12 protein-coding genes are annotated in these 14,658 nt (G+C 64.1%); 6 read left to right on the forward strand and 6 right to left on the reverse strand.

Going from position 1 to position 14,658, the window contains the following annotated elements; translation table 11 throughout:
• The first annotated feature begins 19 nt into the window (after nucleotides 1–19).
• The 5 genes from QM467_RS09920 (at nucleotide 20) to QM467_RS09940 (ending at nucleotide 6,567) form a co-directional block, all read left to right on the forward strand.
• Nucleotides 20–1,366, forward strand: a complete 1,347-nt coding sequence (locus tag QM467_RS09920) for a TIGR03808 family TAT-translocated repetitive protein (protein WP_283366148.1) — start codon at nucleotides 20–22, stop codon at nucleotides 1,364–1,366.
• 136 nt (nucleotides 1,367–1,502) lie between these two features.
• The gene (gshB, locus tag QM467_RS09925; protein WP_283366190.1) at nucleotides 1,503–2,462 is read left to right on the forward strand and encodes a glutathione synthase; all 960 of its coding nucleotides are present in this window, start codon (nucleotides 1,503–1,505) and stop codon (nucleotides 2,460–2,462) included.
• A 77-nt stretch (nucleotides 2,463–2,539) separates the two neighbouring features.
• A complete protein-coding gene (locus QM467_RS09930; protein WP_446737760.1) occupies nucleotides 2,540–5,272 on the forward strand; it encodes a [protein-PII] uridylyltransferase in 2,733 nt (910 codons plus the stop codon).
• Between the two features lie 67 nt (nucleotides 5,273–5,339).
• Nucleotides 5,340–5,936 (forward strand): nucleotide exchange factor GrpE, encoded by a 597-nt coding sequence (grpE, locus tag QM467_RS09935; protein ID WP_283366150.1) that lies wholly within the window; start codon nucleotides 5,340–5,342, stop codon nucleotides 5,934–5,936.
• 25 nt (nucleotides 5,937–5,961) lie between these two features.
• A complete protein-coding gene (locus QM467_RS09940) occupies nucleotides 5,962–6,567 on the forward strand; it encodes an alpha-ketoglutarate-dependent dioxygenase AlkB (RefSeq protein ID WP_283366151.1) in 606 nt (201 codons plus the stop codon).
• Between the two features lie 6 nt (nucleotides 6,568–6,573).
• Here the strand turns inward: QM467_RS09940 and QM467_RS09945 are convergent, their stop codons facing one another.
• The 6 genes from QM467_RS09945 to dnaK form a co-directional block, all read right to left on the reverse strand.
• Nucleotides 6,574–7,197, reverse strand: coding sequence for a 2,3-bisphosphoglycerate-dependent phosphoglycerate mutase (locus QM467_RS09945; RefSeq protein ID WP_283366152.1), 624 nt, complete (start codon nucleotides 7,195–7,197; stop codon nucleotides 6,574–6,576).
• Between the two features lie 137 nt (nucleotides 7,198–7,334).
• Nucleotides 7,335–8,132: a 4-hydroxy-tetrahydrodipicolinate reductase gene (gene dapB / locus QM467_RS09950; RefSeq protein WP_283366191.1), complete on the reverse strand. Its 798-nt coding sequence runs from the start codon at nucleotides 8,130–8,132 to the stop codon at nucleotides 7,335–7,337.
• A gap of 326 nt (nucleotides 8,133–8,458) precedes the next feature.
• Nucleotides 8,459–9,160, reverse strand: a complete 702-nt coding sequence (gene pyrF / locus QM467_RS09955; protein ID WP_283366153.1) for an orotidine-5'-phosphate decarboxylase — start codon at nucleotides 9,158–9,160, stop codon at nucleotides 8,459–8,461.
• A gap of 70 nt (nucleotides 9,161–9,230) precedes the next feature.
• Nucleotides 9,231–10,022 (reverse strand): class I SAM-dependent methyltransferase, encoded by a 792-nt coding sequence (locus tag QM467_RS09960; protein WP_283366154.1) that lies wholly within the window; start codon nucleotides 10,020–10,022, stop codon nucleotides 9,231–9,233.
• Nucleotides 10,023–10,148: 126 nt separating this feature from the next.
• Nucleotides 10,149–11,282: a molecular chaperone DnaJ gene (gene dnaJ, locus QM467_RS09965; protein WP_283366155.1), complete on the reverse strand. Its 1,134-nt coding sequence runs from the start codon at nucleotides 11,280–11,282 to the stop codon at nucleotides 10,149–10,151.
• A gap of 163 nt (nucleotides 11,283–11,445) precedes the next feature.
• Nucleotides 11,446–13,341 (reverse strand): molecular chaperone DnaK, encoded by a 1,896-nt coding sequence (gene dnaK, locus QM467_RS09970; RefSeq protein WP_283366156.1) that lies wholly within the window; start codon nucleotides 13,339–13,341, stop codon nucleotides 11,446–11,448.
• Between the two features lie 413 nt (nucleotides 13,342–13,754).
• On the opposite strand from dnaK, the gene QM467_RS09975 reads away from it, so the two are divergent.
• Complete coding sequence (locus QM467_RS09975) at nucleotides 13,755–14,558, forward strand: OmpW/AlkL family protein (RefSeq protein WP_283366157.1); 804 nt, start codon at nucleotides 13,755–13,757, stop codon at nucleotides 14,556–14,558.
• The last annotated feature ends 100 nt before the right edge of the window (nucleotides 14,559–14,658 follow it).

Below are 14,658 nucleotides of genomic sequence, written 5' to 3' on the forward strand. Positions count from 1 at the left end.
CCTGCGCCGATAATGGCCGATGATCGAACTGCATGTTCCCCGGACCCGCCGCCGGCTTCTCGCGACCGTCGCGCGGGCGGCGGGCCTGATCCCGTTCTACAGCGCCATGGCGCGCAGCCAGTCCGACCCGGTCGCCGCCGCGACCTTGGATTTCATCGCCGGAATGACCGAAGCCGCCCGCGCGCAAAAGGCCTATCGCCTGAAGCGCGGCGTCACGACCATCTATCGCGTGGTCCTGCCGGAAGGCGCCCATCTTGTCGGCGCGCCGGGCGGCTCGATTCTGCGGCTGGGCTATGACGGCGGCATGCTGGCCAATGAAGGGCCGCTGCGATCGGTGACTTTGGAAGACATCGTCTTCGACGGCGCCAACCGCCCCATCAACGACGCCTTCGGCCTGCTGAATTTTTACGATGTCGCCCAGGTGGCGATGGAGAACTGCACGGTCCGCAACAGCGCGACCGGATTGTTCCAGCACCGCTGCGGCGGCAGGATCCGGCTTTGCTCGTTTCAGGACCTGACGGGAACCGCCATCCATGACGACAATTGCGCCGGCATGGTGATCGACGCCAACAGGATCCGGCGCTGCGGCGACAATGGAATCCACCATTGGAGCCTGCATTCGAAGCGCCATGACGGGTCGCGAATCAGCAATAATGTGATCATGGACATCTCCAACCGCTCCGGCGGCGTCGGCATGTTCGGCAATGGCGTGCGGGTGGCGGAATGCGGCCCCGTCACGGTCGAGAACAATGTCATCGAGCGCTGCGCCTATACCGCCGTGCGCAATAGCGGCGGCTGGGACGTCGTCGTCGCCGACAATCGCTGCAAGAGCTTCAATGAAAAGGCGATGTACGCCGAATTCGGCTTCCGCAACGCCACGTTTCGCAACAATGTCATCGCCGATTGCGGAGCGGGCATTTCCGCGACCAATTATCTCGGGCCGGGCGATGGCGCCGGCGCCCTGATCGCCGGTAATGTCATCAGCGGGCTGCGGCCCTCCCATCCCGACAAGGAATTTGGCCCGCGCATGGCCTGGCTCCATGGCGTCCATGGCGAGGGCGACGTGCGCATGGTCGGCAACACAATTGTCGGATCGCCCGCCGTCGGCGTGCTCGCCGGCTTTTTCCAGGCGCGCAACAATGTCGTCGTCGAGGCGAACCATCTGATCGACAATGAATACGCGATCGGCTTCGCCACACAGGGCGATCCCGGCCCCTGCGAGATCATCGAAAATGAAATGCGCGGCTCGAAAAAGGCGAATATCGTCGCCATGTTCCAGGAGCGGATCGTCAGCGGCGACCTGGCTGTGCCGGGCGCCGTGAACAGTTTCAAGAATGTCGTCATTCGCGGCAACCGCGTGCTGTAGGATCGCGTCGCGATTCAGGCGGCGATTCGGCGGGGCCGTGAAATTGCGTGATTTTTGAATTTATTAACAAAGGCGTTAACATCGCCGTCCGCCGCAGCGGCGATGTGTGGAATCCGGAGTTCTGGTTGCAATGAGCATGGTCAGGAAAGTCGCCGTCCAGATGGACCCCATCGACCGGATCAACATTGTCGGCGATTCGACCTTTGCGCTGCTGCTGGAAGCCCAGGCGCGCGGCTTCGAGCTGGTCTATTATACGCCCGATCGCCTGTCCCTGCGCGGGAGCGACGTCGTCGCCGTGGCGCAGGATCTGCGCGTGCGCGACGTGAAAGGCGATCATTACGATCTCGGCGCCCCGCGCGAGATCGCCTTGCGCGGCATGGATGTGGTGCTGCTGCGACAGGACCCGCCTTTCGACCTTTCCTACATCACCTCGACGCATCTGCTCGAAAAGATCGGCGGCCGGACTTTGGTGGTCAATGATCCCGCCAGCGTGCGCAACGCGCCGGAAAAGCTCTTCGTGATGGATTACCCCGAGCTGATGCCGCCGACGCTCATCACCCGCGACAAGGGCGCCATCGACGCCTTCCGCGCCGAGCATGGCGAAGTGGTGATGAAGCCGCTGCATGGCCACGGCGGGGCGGCCGTGTTCCGGCTGCTGGCGCAGGACGCCAATTACGGCTCGCTTTATGATCTGTTCGCGGCCAGTTTCCGCGAGCAATGGGTGGTGCAGAAATTCCTGCCCGCCGTCAGTCGGGGCGACAAACGAATCATTCTCGTCGACGGCGCGCCGGGCGGCGCGGTCAACCGCGTGCCGGCGGAAAATGACATCCGGTCCAACATGGTGCGCGGCGGGGCCGCCGAGGCGACTGAACTTTCGCCGCGCGAGCAGGAAATCTGCGCCGCCATCGGGCCCGAACTGAAGAAACGCGGCCTGATCTTCGTCGGCATCGACGTGATCGACGGCTATCTGACCGAGATCAACGTGACCTCGCCGACCGGCATTCGCGCCATCAAGCGCACCGGCGGCCCCGATGTCGCGGCGGCGATCTGGAATGCGATCGAAGGCAAGTTCGCGAGCCTGGAGGCCGTGGGATGACCCTGCAAGGCAGTCTCGCCAGCCGCGAACCGGCGGCGCCGGGATCGAAATGGACCGGCCCTCGCCTCGAATTGCCGATGAAGGCCCTGATTGACCGCGCCGCGCTCGACGCCCGGATCGCCAAGCTCGCGGAAAAATACGGCGGCGTTACGCCGGAATTCCGGAAGGCGGCGGTCGACGCGCTGGCGGAATGTCTCGCCCAGGGGTCAGCGACCGCGCGGACCACGCTGGAGGAAAAGGGTTCGGGTCTTGCTTGCGCCGCGCATCTCGCCTTCGTTGAGGATGAGATCATCCGCGCCATCCATTCCTGCGTGGTGAAATTTATCCATCCGGAAGCGCAGACGGGACGTCTCTGCGTCGTCGCCGTCGGCGGCTATGGCCGCGGCGCGCTGGCGCCGGGTTCGGACATCGACCTGTTGTTCCTGCTGCCGAGCCGCGGCCACGGGGCCGAAGAGGCGGTGGTCGAATCCATGCTTTACCTGCTTTGGGACCTGAAGCAGAAGGTCGGGCACGCGACCCGAACCATCGACGAATGCCTTCGGCAGGCCAAGGCCGACATGACCATCCGCACGACCTTGCTCGAATGCCGCTTCCTGCTGGGCGACCGCGCCCTGCTCGACAATCTGCTGGCGCGGTTCGATCAGGAAATCGTCCGCAATACGGCCCCTGAATTCGTCGCGGCCAAGCTCGCCGAACGCGACCAGCGGGTCCAGCGCGCGGGTTCGTCGCGCTATCTGGTCGAGCCCAACGTCAAGGAGGGCAAGGGCGGGTTGCGCGATCTCAACACCTTGTTCTGGATCGCGAAATACGCTTATCGAGTGAGCGACGCCGAAGCCCTCGTTGGCGTCGGGCTGTTCAGCGAAAACGAATTGCGGCTGTTCCGCCGGTGCGAGACCTTCCTGTGGAAGGTCCGCTGTTTCATGCATTTCCTGACCGGGCGCTCCGAGGAGCGCCTGAGTTTCGAACTGCAGCGCCAGGTCGCCGCCCAGCTCGGCTATACTGCGCGCGGCGGCCTTTCGGCCGTCGAACGGTTCATGAAGCATTATTTCACCGTCGCCAAACAGGTCGGCGACCTGACCAATATCGTCTGCGCGGCGCTGGAAGAACGTCAGGCCAAGCCGCGCGCGGTGTTCGACCGCTTCGTCGGCAAATTGCGCCGCCGCGCCAAGCCGCGCGACCTGGGTCCCTTCGCGCTCGAAACGGATCGCGTCACGGTCGCCTCGACCGACATCTTCGCCAAGGAGCCGATCAATCTCATCAGGCTGTTCCATGTCGCGGCGCGCAATGAATTGCCGATCCATCCGGACGCGCTGCGCCTGGTGACGCAGTCCCTGCCGCGCATCGACAACCAGTTGCGCGCCGATCCTGAAGCCAACCGGCTGTTCCTGGAAATCCTGACCTCGCCGAAATCGAGCGAGCGCGCCCTGCGCCTGATGAACGAGGCCGGCGTGCTCGGCCGTTTCATCCCGGATTTCGGGCGCATTGTCGCGATGATGCAGTTCAACATGTACCACCATTATACGGTGGACGAGCATCTGATCCGCGCGCTCGGCCAGCTCGCGGCGGTCGATGCGGGCGAGACCATCGCCGAACTGCCGCTGACCAGTTCGATCATGCCGACGATCAGCCATCGCCGCGCGCTTTACGTCGCCATGCTGCTGCATGACATCGCCAAGGGCCGCAAGGAAGATCATTCCATCGTGGGGGCCGAGATCGCCCGCAAGCTCGGCCCGCGCCTCGGCCTGAGTAGCGCGGAGACGGAAGCCGTCGCCTGGCTGGTCGAAAACCACCTGATCATGTCCAATATCGCGCAGAGCCGCGACCTCGGCGATCCGCGCACGATCGAGGGCTTCGCCAAGGTCGTGCAGACGATCGAGCGGCTCAAGATGCTGCTGGTTCTCACCGTCTGCGACATTCGCGCGGTCGGCCCGGGCGTCTGGAACGCCTGGAAGGGCGAATTGCTGCGCACGCTCTATTGGGAAACCGAAGTCGTTCTGGCCGGCGGCCATTCCTCGGTCGATCGCCGGCGCCGCGTGAAGAAATCGCAGGAGGAGCTGCGCGCGAAACTCCCCGCCTGGCCCGATCACGAATTCGACGACTATGCGGCGCGGCATTATCCGGCCTATTGGCTCAAGGTCGATTTGCCCCACCGCATCGAACACGCGCAGCTATTGCACGCCAGCGCGGTGGAGATGAATTCGCTGGCGACGGAGGTGGCGACCGACGCCTTCCGCGGCATTACCGAACTTACCGTGATCGCGCCGGACCATCCGCGCCTGCTGTCGATCATCGCCGGCGCCTGCGCCGCCTCCGGCGCCAATATCGTCGACGCCCAGATCTTCACGACGACGGATGGGCTGGCGCTGGACACCATCTCGATTTCCCGCGCCTTCGAGCGCGACGAAGACGAGCTTCGGCGCGGGCAACGGATCGCGCGCGCGATCGAACAGGCTTTGCGCGGCGAGATCAGACTCAGCGAAATCGTCGCGGCCAAGGCGGGAAACGCGCCCTCGCACGGGGAAACCTTCAACGTGCCGCCCGACGTCGTCATCGACAACAGCCTGTCCCATATGTACAGCGTCGTCGAAGTCTCCGGCCTCGACCGGCCGGGCCTGCTCTACGATCTGACCTTCGCTTTGTCCAAGCTCAACCTCAACATCGCGTCGGCCCATATCGTGACCTTCGGCGAGAAGGCGGTCGATACTTTTTATGTCAGCGATCTGACGGGCGCCAAGGTGGTCAATCCGGCGCGTCAGGGCGCGGTCCGCCGCAATTTGATGGACGTGTTCAACACCAAGCAGAAAGCTTGATTTTTGCCGCCTCCCGACCGATATGCAGGCGAAAGCAACCAAAGGGCTGCAACCAAAAGGCTGAATGATGAACGACGGCAATAATCCGCAGAACGAAAAGCTTTCGCAAACGGATGGCGACCCGGAGAACCAGACCTCCGCCGACACGGCTCCGGCCCAGGGCGACGCGGAGCGTGACGCCGCGGCCGTGCAGGCCCTGATCGCGGAAAACGCCAGCCTCAAGGACAAGGTGCTGCGCACGCTGGCGGAGATGGAGAATCTGCGCCGCCGGACGGAGAAGGAAGTCGCCGACGCCAAGGCCTATGGCGTGACCTCGCTCGCCCGCGACATGCTCACCTTCGCCGACAATTTGCGGCGCGCGCTCGACAATGTGCCGGCGGAAGTCCGCGAGGCCGCCGACAATGCGCTGAAGGCCTTTGTCGAGGGCATCGAGCTGACCGAACGCGATTTCCTCTCCCGGCTGACCCGTCACGGCGTGCGCAAGCTGGAGCCGAAGGGCCAGAAATTCGATCCGAATTTCCACGAGGCGCTGTACGAGGCCCATGACGAAACCGTTCCGCCCGGCACGGTCGCGCATGTGGTCGAAGAAGGCTTCGCCATTGGCGAGCGGGTTCTGCGCCCGGCCAAGGTCGGCGTGGCCAAGGGCGGCGCCAAGGCCAATTAAGGGCGGCGCAAAGCCGAACCGATCCATGCTCCTGCTGAAGCCCGGTCTGCGCCTTTACAAGACGGCGCTCGACCGGGCGGATCAGGAGGCGCTGCTCGGCGAACTTCGCGCGATCCTGCGCGAGGCGCCCTTGTTCCGGCCGAAAATGCCGCGCACCGGCAAGGAATTTTCCGTCCGCATGAGCAATTGCGGGCCGCTCGGCTGGGTGTCGGACCTTTCCGGCTATCGCTATCAGGCCCATCATCCCGAAACGGGCCGGCCCTGGCCGCCCATGCCGGAGAGCGTGCTTCGGCTGTGGCGCGATTTCGCCGAATGCGCGGTCGAGCCGGACGCCTGCCTGATCAATTATTATGACGAGACCGCCCGGATGGGGCCGCATCAGGATCGCGACGAGACGGATTTTTCTGCGCCGATCCTGTCGCTGTCGCTGGGGCTGTCCTGCCGCTTCCGCTTCGGCGGCGACTCGCGTCGCGACCCGAGCGCAACGATCCGCCTCGATTCGGGCGATGTTGTCATCTTCGGCGGCCCGGCGCGGAAGATGTTCCATGGCGTGGACAGAATCCTGCCTGGAACGTCAACTCTGCTGACGCCGCCCGGCCGGATCAATTTGACCCTGCGCCGGGCGGAATGAAAAAGCTCAGGCCGTCAGAACCTGTTTCGACTCGACGGTCGAATCCGCCTTGAGGCGGTAGACCAGCGGCACGCCGGTCGCCAACTCCATCGAGGGGATCGTTTTCGGCGTCAGGCGGTCGAGCACCATCACCAGGGCGCGAAGCGAATTGCCATGGGCGGCGACGATGGTGCGCTCTCCGCGCAGGACGGCGGGCAGGATTTCCTGATTGTAAAAGGGCAGCACGCGGGCGACCGTGTCCTTCAGGCTCTCGCCGCCGGGTGGGGGCACGTCATAGGACCGGCGCCAGAGATGGACCTGGTCCTCGCCCCACTGCTTGCGCGCCTCGTCCTTGTTGAGGCCCGAAAGGTCGCCGTAATCGCGCTCGTTGAGCGCTTGATCCCGGGTCACGGGCAGATCGCTCTGGCCGAGTTCGGCGAGGATCAGCTTCATCGTATTCTGGGCGCGAGTGAGGTCGGAGGTGAAGCCGGTGTCGAAGCTCAGGCCGAGCGCCTTCAGCCGCTGCCCGGCGGCCTTGGCCTCGTCAATCCCCTGTTCGGTCAGACCGGGATCTTTCCAGCCAGTGAAGAGGTTTTTCAGGTTCCAATCGCTCTGACCGTGGCGGACGAGCACAAGAAGGCGTTCGGACACTTGTTTCTCCTGGCTATCAAATCGCTTGCGCCGCGCTGGGCGGCTTCCGTTTTATGCGAAACCGCCGGGTCGCGGCGTTGTCGCGTTCATTGCTATGATTTGCCGCCCCGGCGCCGTGACAGAAATCAAAAGCCAGTTCAAATTCCGAGCACGTCGGCCATGGAATAGAGGCCCGGATTGCGGCCGCGTCCCCAAAGCGCCGCCTGGACCGCGCCGCGGGCGAAAATGCCGCGATCCTCGGCCCGGTGGATCAGTTCGATGCGCTCGCCCGCGCCAGCGAAGATCACGGAATGATCGCCGACGACCGTGCCGCCGCGCAAAGTGGCGAAGCCGATATCGCCGGCCTTGCGCGCGCCGGTATGTCCGTCGCGCGAGCGGACGGAATGTTCCGTGAGGGCGATGTCGCGGCCCTTTGCCGCCGCTTCGCCCAGGAGAAGCGCGGTGCCCGAGGGCGCGTCCACTTTCATGCGGTGGTGCATTTCCAGAATTTCGATGTCCCAGTCGATGCCGAGCGTGCCTGCGACTTTCTGGACCAGTCCGGCCAGCAGATTGACGCCGAGACTCATATTGCCCGAGCGGACAATGACGGCGTGGCGCGCGGCGGCCTCCAGCTTGCCGATGTCCTCGGCGCTCATGCCGGTGGTGCCGACGACATGGACGATGCGCGCCTGCGCGGCGAGGGCCGCGATCTCGACCGTTACGGCGGGGGCGGAGAAGTCGATCACGCCATCGGCATTGAGCAGCGCGGCGAGCGGATCGTCGGTGACGGGCACGCCCAGCGCGTCAATGCCGGCCAGCGCGCCGGCGTCGCGGCCGAGCGCGGCCGAGCCGGGGCGCTCCAAAGCGGCGGAGAGGACCGCGCCTTCGGTCGCCGCGATCGTCTTGACGAGCATCTGGCCCATGCGCCCGGCGGCGCCGACCACGACAAGACGCATCTCAGCCATTGCGATGTCTCCGGACCGGAAAAGAACCAATGGCGCGGAGGAGGGTCCGATCCCCCGCACTGTGACGATAGGGCCGCTCTATAGGCTTTTTCGCGCCAAGGCAAAAGCTGTCGGATCGATGGAGGCTTAACGGGCCGCCCTTGGCGAAAAGGCTTATGGCCGGTCTGACGGCCGACGGAATGCTGTCATTTCCGGGTCATGATCGGCGGCTAAGGTCCGGACTGTCCAAAGGCGCTGTCCCCCAGTACTCAGGACGTGACGCCGGGCCGGAGGTACGCCCGGCGTTTTTTTCTCCTTTCGGCTCTGGACGGATCAAGTCAGGCGCGGACTTGTGCGATTTCGCGCTGGATGGCGAGCGCCGCCTCGCGCGGGTCCTGCGCCGCCAGAATGGGCCGTCCGACGACGATATGATCCGCGCCGCGTGCAAAGGCTTCGGCTGGCGTCGCGACCCTTTTCTGGTCGCCGAGCGCAGCGCCGGCGGGGCGCACGCCCGGGGTCACCAGCAGCAGCTCCTTGCCGACCAGCGCGCGTGTCGCGGTCAATTCCCCGGGCGAGAGGATCAGGCCGGCGATTCCCGCTTCCTTGGCCTGTTGCGCGCGCAGCGCCACGAGCTCCTTCACGCCATAGCAGTAGCCAGCGGCCGCGAGATCGGAGTCGTCATAGGAGGTCATCACGGTCACGCCGAGAACCTGTAGCGTCGATCCTTCGGCGCCGCGCCGCGCCGCCGCCAGCGTCTGCGGAAAGGCGTGGACGGTCAGGAAGCGCACGCCGAGCCGCGCGATCTGCGCCGTGGCCTTTTCGACCGTATGGCCGATGTCGTGCAGCTTGAGATCGAGAAAAACCTGCTTGCCGGCCTGGGCGAGCTCGTCAACCAGGGCGAAGCCGCCCCCATAGGCCAGCTCCATGCCGATCTTGTAGAAGCCGACGCTGTCGCCAAGCCGCTCCACCATGGCGCGGGCCGCGGCGGGCTCGGGAAGATCAAGGGCGACGATAAGCTTGTCGCTTGTGGCGCTGGGCATGGGCGGGTTCCGTCACGGGAGGAAAACGCCGCCTTATAGGGGCGAAAACCGCCCGGCGCGACCGTGAATTTCAGAAGCGCCGCGATTTGGGGTCGATCAGGGATTTGCCGCCTTTTGGGGCAAGCCGGGAGCGCGCCACTTCCAGTTCGTCGCGGATTTCGCGGCCGAAGCGGCGCGACTGCCGCAGCAGCTTGTCGATCATGTCCGGCTGCGGTTCGATCGCATGGGGGCAATCGGCGTGACGATAGACGAAAATGCGCGCCGGCGGCAGATTGAGCCAGATCGGCGCGAGACTCTGCGTTCTGAGATGATGGCTCGCGGCGAGATGGGCCGGGACCGGCGATTTCACGCCATAGGTGAACTGGATGAACCTGCCGTCGGGACCCATCAGCTCGAAGGCCTGACGCAGCAGCGCCAGGCGCGCCGCTTCCGGCTTGGTCAGCAGGGGCAGGCTGGAGACGATCGCCGCGGGCGGCGCGTCAAGGGAGGCGGCCAGCGTATCGGCCAGCCGATAGGCGTCGCCGCGCACGATTTTCGCCTTCGGGAATTTCTGCGCGAGCAAATGGCAGAAAGTCGGCTCGAATTCGACCAGCACCAGACGCTCCTGGGCGATTCCACGCGCCAGCAGGGCCTGCGTCACCGGCCCGGTGCCGGGGCCTAGCTCGACGATCGGTCCCGTGGAGGCGGGATCGACGCATTGCGCCATCGCGCGGGCGAGGAAGCGGCCGGAAGGCGTGATGGCGCCGGCGAGCAGGGGGTTTTCCAGCCAGGAGCGAATGAAGCGCGCCTCATCGCTCAGGCGTAGGTCGATCCTGTTCTTCGGGCTGGCAAGCAGTTTCGCCTGACGTCTGTGCGCGCTCAATTTTTGCCCTTGCCTATTTTCCCGGCTTTTCGCCACGGCCTTTTTATCGGGCCTCGGGGGGCCGTCGGGAGGGCCGAGATTCGCTCACATTGACGAAAGCGTCAAGGAAAGCCGACAGGCTTTATCTCACGTCAGATCGAAAAAATCTTTCATTTTGGCGAAAAAGCCGGTCGATTCCGGGTGAGTCTTGTTCGTCGACTCGTTCTCGAACTCCGCCAGCAGCTCCTTCTGGCGCTTGGTCAGGTTTTGCGGCGTCTCGACATTGGCCTGGATATAGAGGTCGCCGAAATCGCGCGAGCGCAGCACCGGCATGCCGCGGCCCTTGATCTTGAACTGGCGGCCGGATTGCGTGCCCTCGTCGACCCTGACCTTGATCTCGGTCCCGTCCACGCCGTGGACCTTGATCTCGCCGCCAAGTGCGGCCTGGACCATGGTGATCGGCGCCCGGCAATGAAGGTCCGCGCCTTCGCGCTGGAAGAAAGGATGCGGCTTGACCGAGAGGAAAATATAGAGATCGCCGGAGGGTCCGCCGCGCAGGCCCGCCTCGCCCTCGCCGGTGAGACGGATGCGGGTGCCGTCCTCGATGCCCGCCGGAATGTTCACGGAGAGCGAACGATCGCGGGTGACGCGGCCAGCGCCGGCGCAATTGGGGCAGGGATTGTCGATGACCTCGCCGCGCCCGTGGCAGGCGGGGCAGGCGCGTTCGATCGAGAAAAAGCCCTGCTGGGCGCGCACGCGGCCGGCGCCGCCGCAGGTCGAACAGGTCTTCGGCTTGGAGCCCGCCTTGGCGCCGGAGCCGGCGCAAACGTCGCAGGAGACGGAAGTGGGAATTTTCAGCGAGGCTGTCTTGCCGCGAAAGGCCTCTTCCAGCGTAATTTCCATGTTGTAGCGCAGATCCGCGCCGCGCTCGCGGCCCGTGGAGCGCCCGCGCCGTCCGCCCATCACATCGCCGAACAGATCGTCGAAAATATCCGCCATCGAGGCGGCGAAGCCCTCGCCCATGCCGAAACCGCCCGCGCCTCCGCCGCCTCCATGCTCGAAGGCGGCGTGGCCGAAGCGGTCATAGGCGGAGCGCTTCTGCTCGTCGGAGAGGACCTGATAGGCCTCGTTGACTTCCTTGAATTTGGCTTCGGCGTGCTTGTCGCCGGGATTCTTGTCGGGATGCAACTGCATCGCCTGTTTGCGGAACGCGCTCTTCAAGTCGCTTTCGGAACAGGCGCGGGCGACGCCGAGAACTTCGTAATAACAGCGTTTGGCCATGGATGACGCCATCCGGATCTGCGGTCGGTGAAAAATGCGTGCGGCGGCCTCAGGGGCTAGACGTTACGTCTTGTCGACGCAACCCTTTTTTGTCCCGGGAGCCCATATCCGCAACGCGGCCGGGGCGATGACGCCCCGGCCCGATTGCTGGATTTTACGCGGATCAGGCGCCCTTCTTGTCGTCCTTGACTTCCTTGAAGTCGGCGTCGATCACGTCTTCCTGCGCGCCGGGAGCGGCGCCGGCGCCGGCCGACTGCTCGGCCTTGTACATGGCCTCGCCGAGCTTCATCGAAGCCTGGGTCAGCTCGTTGGCGCGGGCGTTGATCGCTTCCACGTCCTCGCCTTCAAGCGCGGTCCTGACGCTGGCGATAGCCGCCTCGATCGCGCTCTTGTCTGATTCCGCGACCTTGTCGCCGAAATCCTTCAGCGATTTTTCGGCGGAATGGGCCAGAGCCTCGGCCTGGTTGCGGGCGTCGACCAGTTCGCGGCGCTTCTTATCGTCGGCCGCATGAGACTCGGCGTCCTTGACCATCTTCTCGATGTCGGCCTCGGAAAGGCCGCCGGACGCCTGGATGCGGATCTGTTGCTCCTTGCTCGTCGCCTTGTCCTTGGCCGTGACCGAGACGATGCCGTTGGCGTCGATGTCGAAGGTCACCTCGATCTGCGGCACGCCGCGCGGCGCGGGCGGAATGCCGACGAGATCGAACTGGCCCAGAGCCTTGTTGTCGGCCGCCATTTCACGCTCGCCCTGGAACACGCGGATGGTGACCGCGGTCTGGGAATCCTCGGCCGTCGAGAACACCTGGCTCTTCTTGGTCGGGATCGTGGTGTTGCGGTCGATCAGGCGGGTGAAGACGCCGCCGAGCGTCTCGATGCCGAGCGACAGCGGGGTCACGTCGAGCAGCAGCACGTCCTTGACGTCGCCCTGCAGCACGCCGGCCTGGACCGCGGCGCCGATGGCGACCACTTCATCCGGGTTGACGCCCTTGTGGGGCTCCTTGCCGAAGAACTGCTTCACGATCTCCTGAACCTTCGGCATGCGGGTCATGCCGCCAACCAGCACCACTTCGTTGATCTCGCCGGGGGCGAGGCCCGCGTCCTTGAGCGCCTTGCGGCAGGGCTCGATGGTGCGCTGGATCAGATCGTCGACCAGGGCCTCGTATTTGGCGCGGGTCAGCTTCAGGGTCAGATGTTTCGGGCCCGAGGCGTCGGCGGTGATATAGGGCAGGTTGATGTCGGTCTGTACGGCCGAGGACAATTCGATCTTGGCCTTTTCGGCGGCTTCCTTCAGGCGCTGGAGGGCCAGCTTGTCCTTCTTGAGGTCGATGCCATTGTCCTTCTTGAACTCGTCCGCGAGATATTCGACCAGGCGCATGTCGAAATCCTCGCCGCCGAGGAAGGTGTCGCCATTGGTCGATTTCACCTCGAACACGCCGTCGCCGATTTCCAGCACCGACACGTCGAAGGTGCCGCCGCCGAGGTCATAGACCGCGATCGTGCCGGAGCCCTTCTTGTCGAGGCCATAGGCCAGCGCCGCCGCGGTGGGCTCGTTGATGATGCGCAGCACTTCGAGGCCGGCGATCTTGCCGGCGTCCTTGGTGGCCTGGCGCTGGGCGTCGTTGAAATAGGCAGGAACGGTGATGACCGCCTGGGTGACGGGCTGGCCGAGATAGGATTCAGCCGTTTCCTTCATCTTCTGCAGGATGAAGGCCGAGATCTGAGACGGCGAATATTGCTTGCCGTCCGCCGAGACCCAGGCATCGCCATTGCCAGCCTTCACGATCTGATAGGGGACGAGGCCGATGTCCTTCTGGGTCATCGGATCGGCGAAGGTGCGGCCGATCAGGCGCTTGATCGCAAAAAAAGTTTTTTCGGGATTGGTGACCGCCTGGCGCTTGGCCGGCTGGCCGGTCAGACGCTCGCCGTCGTCGGTAAAGGCGACGATCGAGGGCGTGGTGCGCGCGCCTTCGGCGTTTTCAATGACTTTGGGAGTGGAGCCTTCCATCACGGCCACGCAGGAATTGGTGGTGCCGAGATCGATGCCGATGACTTTAGCCATGAGAATTCGTTCCTTTCTTCGCAGAACCGTCGGACCCCGAAGCGGTCCGGTAATGGGCGTTTGGGCGGAGGTTGCCTCGCCCGGTTCCCGACTTCCGATCACATTGGGTTGAGGTCGCCCGCTTGCAAGAGCGCGCCTGATATAGGGTTCGGGAATTTCGCTCGCAAGCCGGATGGCGCGCACGGGCCTTCCGACACCCATGTCGTGACAAAATTACAACGAGCAGCGGAATAAATCTCGTCAAGCTGCCGCAATGGGCCAGTCGGGGCCGCATGGAAGCGCTTGTAAACACTGAGCTATGGCATAATCGCACAGGTGATTTGCAGATAGCCGACCGCTGCGAGCCAAATTGACAAAATTTGCTGACGGATGAATTCTGCCAGAAAGTTTAAATATAAACAGTGGAGGAATGAATGATCGAGGCATGGACCAGAAAGGCCCGTCGGCGAGGCGCCGCGCTTGGAGCGATGATGGCGGCGACGACTGCACAAGCTGCGGATCTCCCGAGCTACAAGGAGGCGCCCCCCGCGCCCGTCGTCGATAGCTTCCAGCCCTTTTTCGTCAAGGTGGGCTTCACCTATGCCCTCAACTCCAGCTCGTCGCGTCTGTGGGGGCAGGATCCAGCGGCCATGCGGCGCGGCAATTTTACGGCGTTTCCGGCGCATGTCGGCGCGACAATCGGCGATATCGCCACCGCGGGCTTTGAGGCGGGCGTCTATGTCACGCACAATATCTCGGTCAATATTTCGGGCGGAATTCCCTATTACGTGAATGACAAGACCAAGGGATTCAACCCGGCCAATCCGATCCTGACCAATGGCACCGTACTGGCTCAGATCGTACCGGCGCTCATTCCGATTACCGTGCTCTATCATTTCGACAATTTCGGCCCGATTCGCCCCTATCTGGGGACGGGCGTCGGAATCGGTTTCTCCCTTGGCAACAAGAACGCCTTCCTTAACGATGTTCATGTCTCCAGTTCGCTGGGCTGGGTGCTGCAGGGCGGCGCCGACTATATGATCGATCGCAACTGGGGCCTGAGCCTCGACGTGAAGAAAACCTTCGCCTATGTTGAGGCATACGCCAACGGAATCAATGTCGCGGGCATGACGCTCCCGGCCAAAGTCTATCAGCACACGAATTTTCAGCCCTGGCTGTTTTCACTCGGCATCGTCTATCGTTTCGGCGGCGGAGAGCCGATCCTCGCCAAATATTGACGCACCGCTCCGCGTGGAATCGAAACCCGGCGCGCTTCTCGCGCGCCGGGATTTAATGAAACATTCGGGGTCTTAAAGTGAGGGTTGGGTCTTGGACACG

Origin of the sequence: Rhodoblastus sp. 17X3, assembly GCF_030056575.1 — a bacterium.
Taxonomy (GTDB): domain Bacteria; phylum Pseudomonadota; class Alphaproteobacteria; order Rhizobiales; family Beijerinckiaceae; genus Rhodoblastus.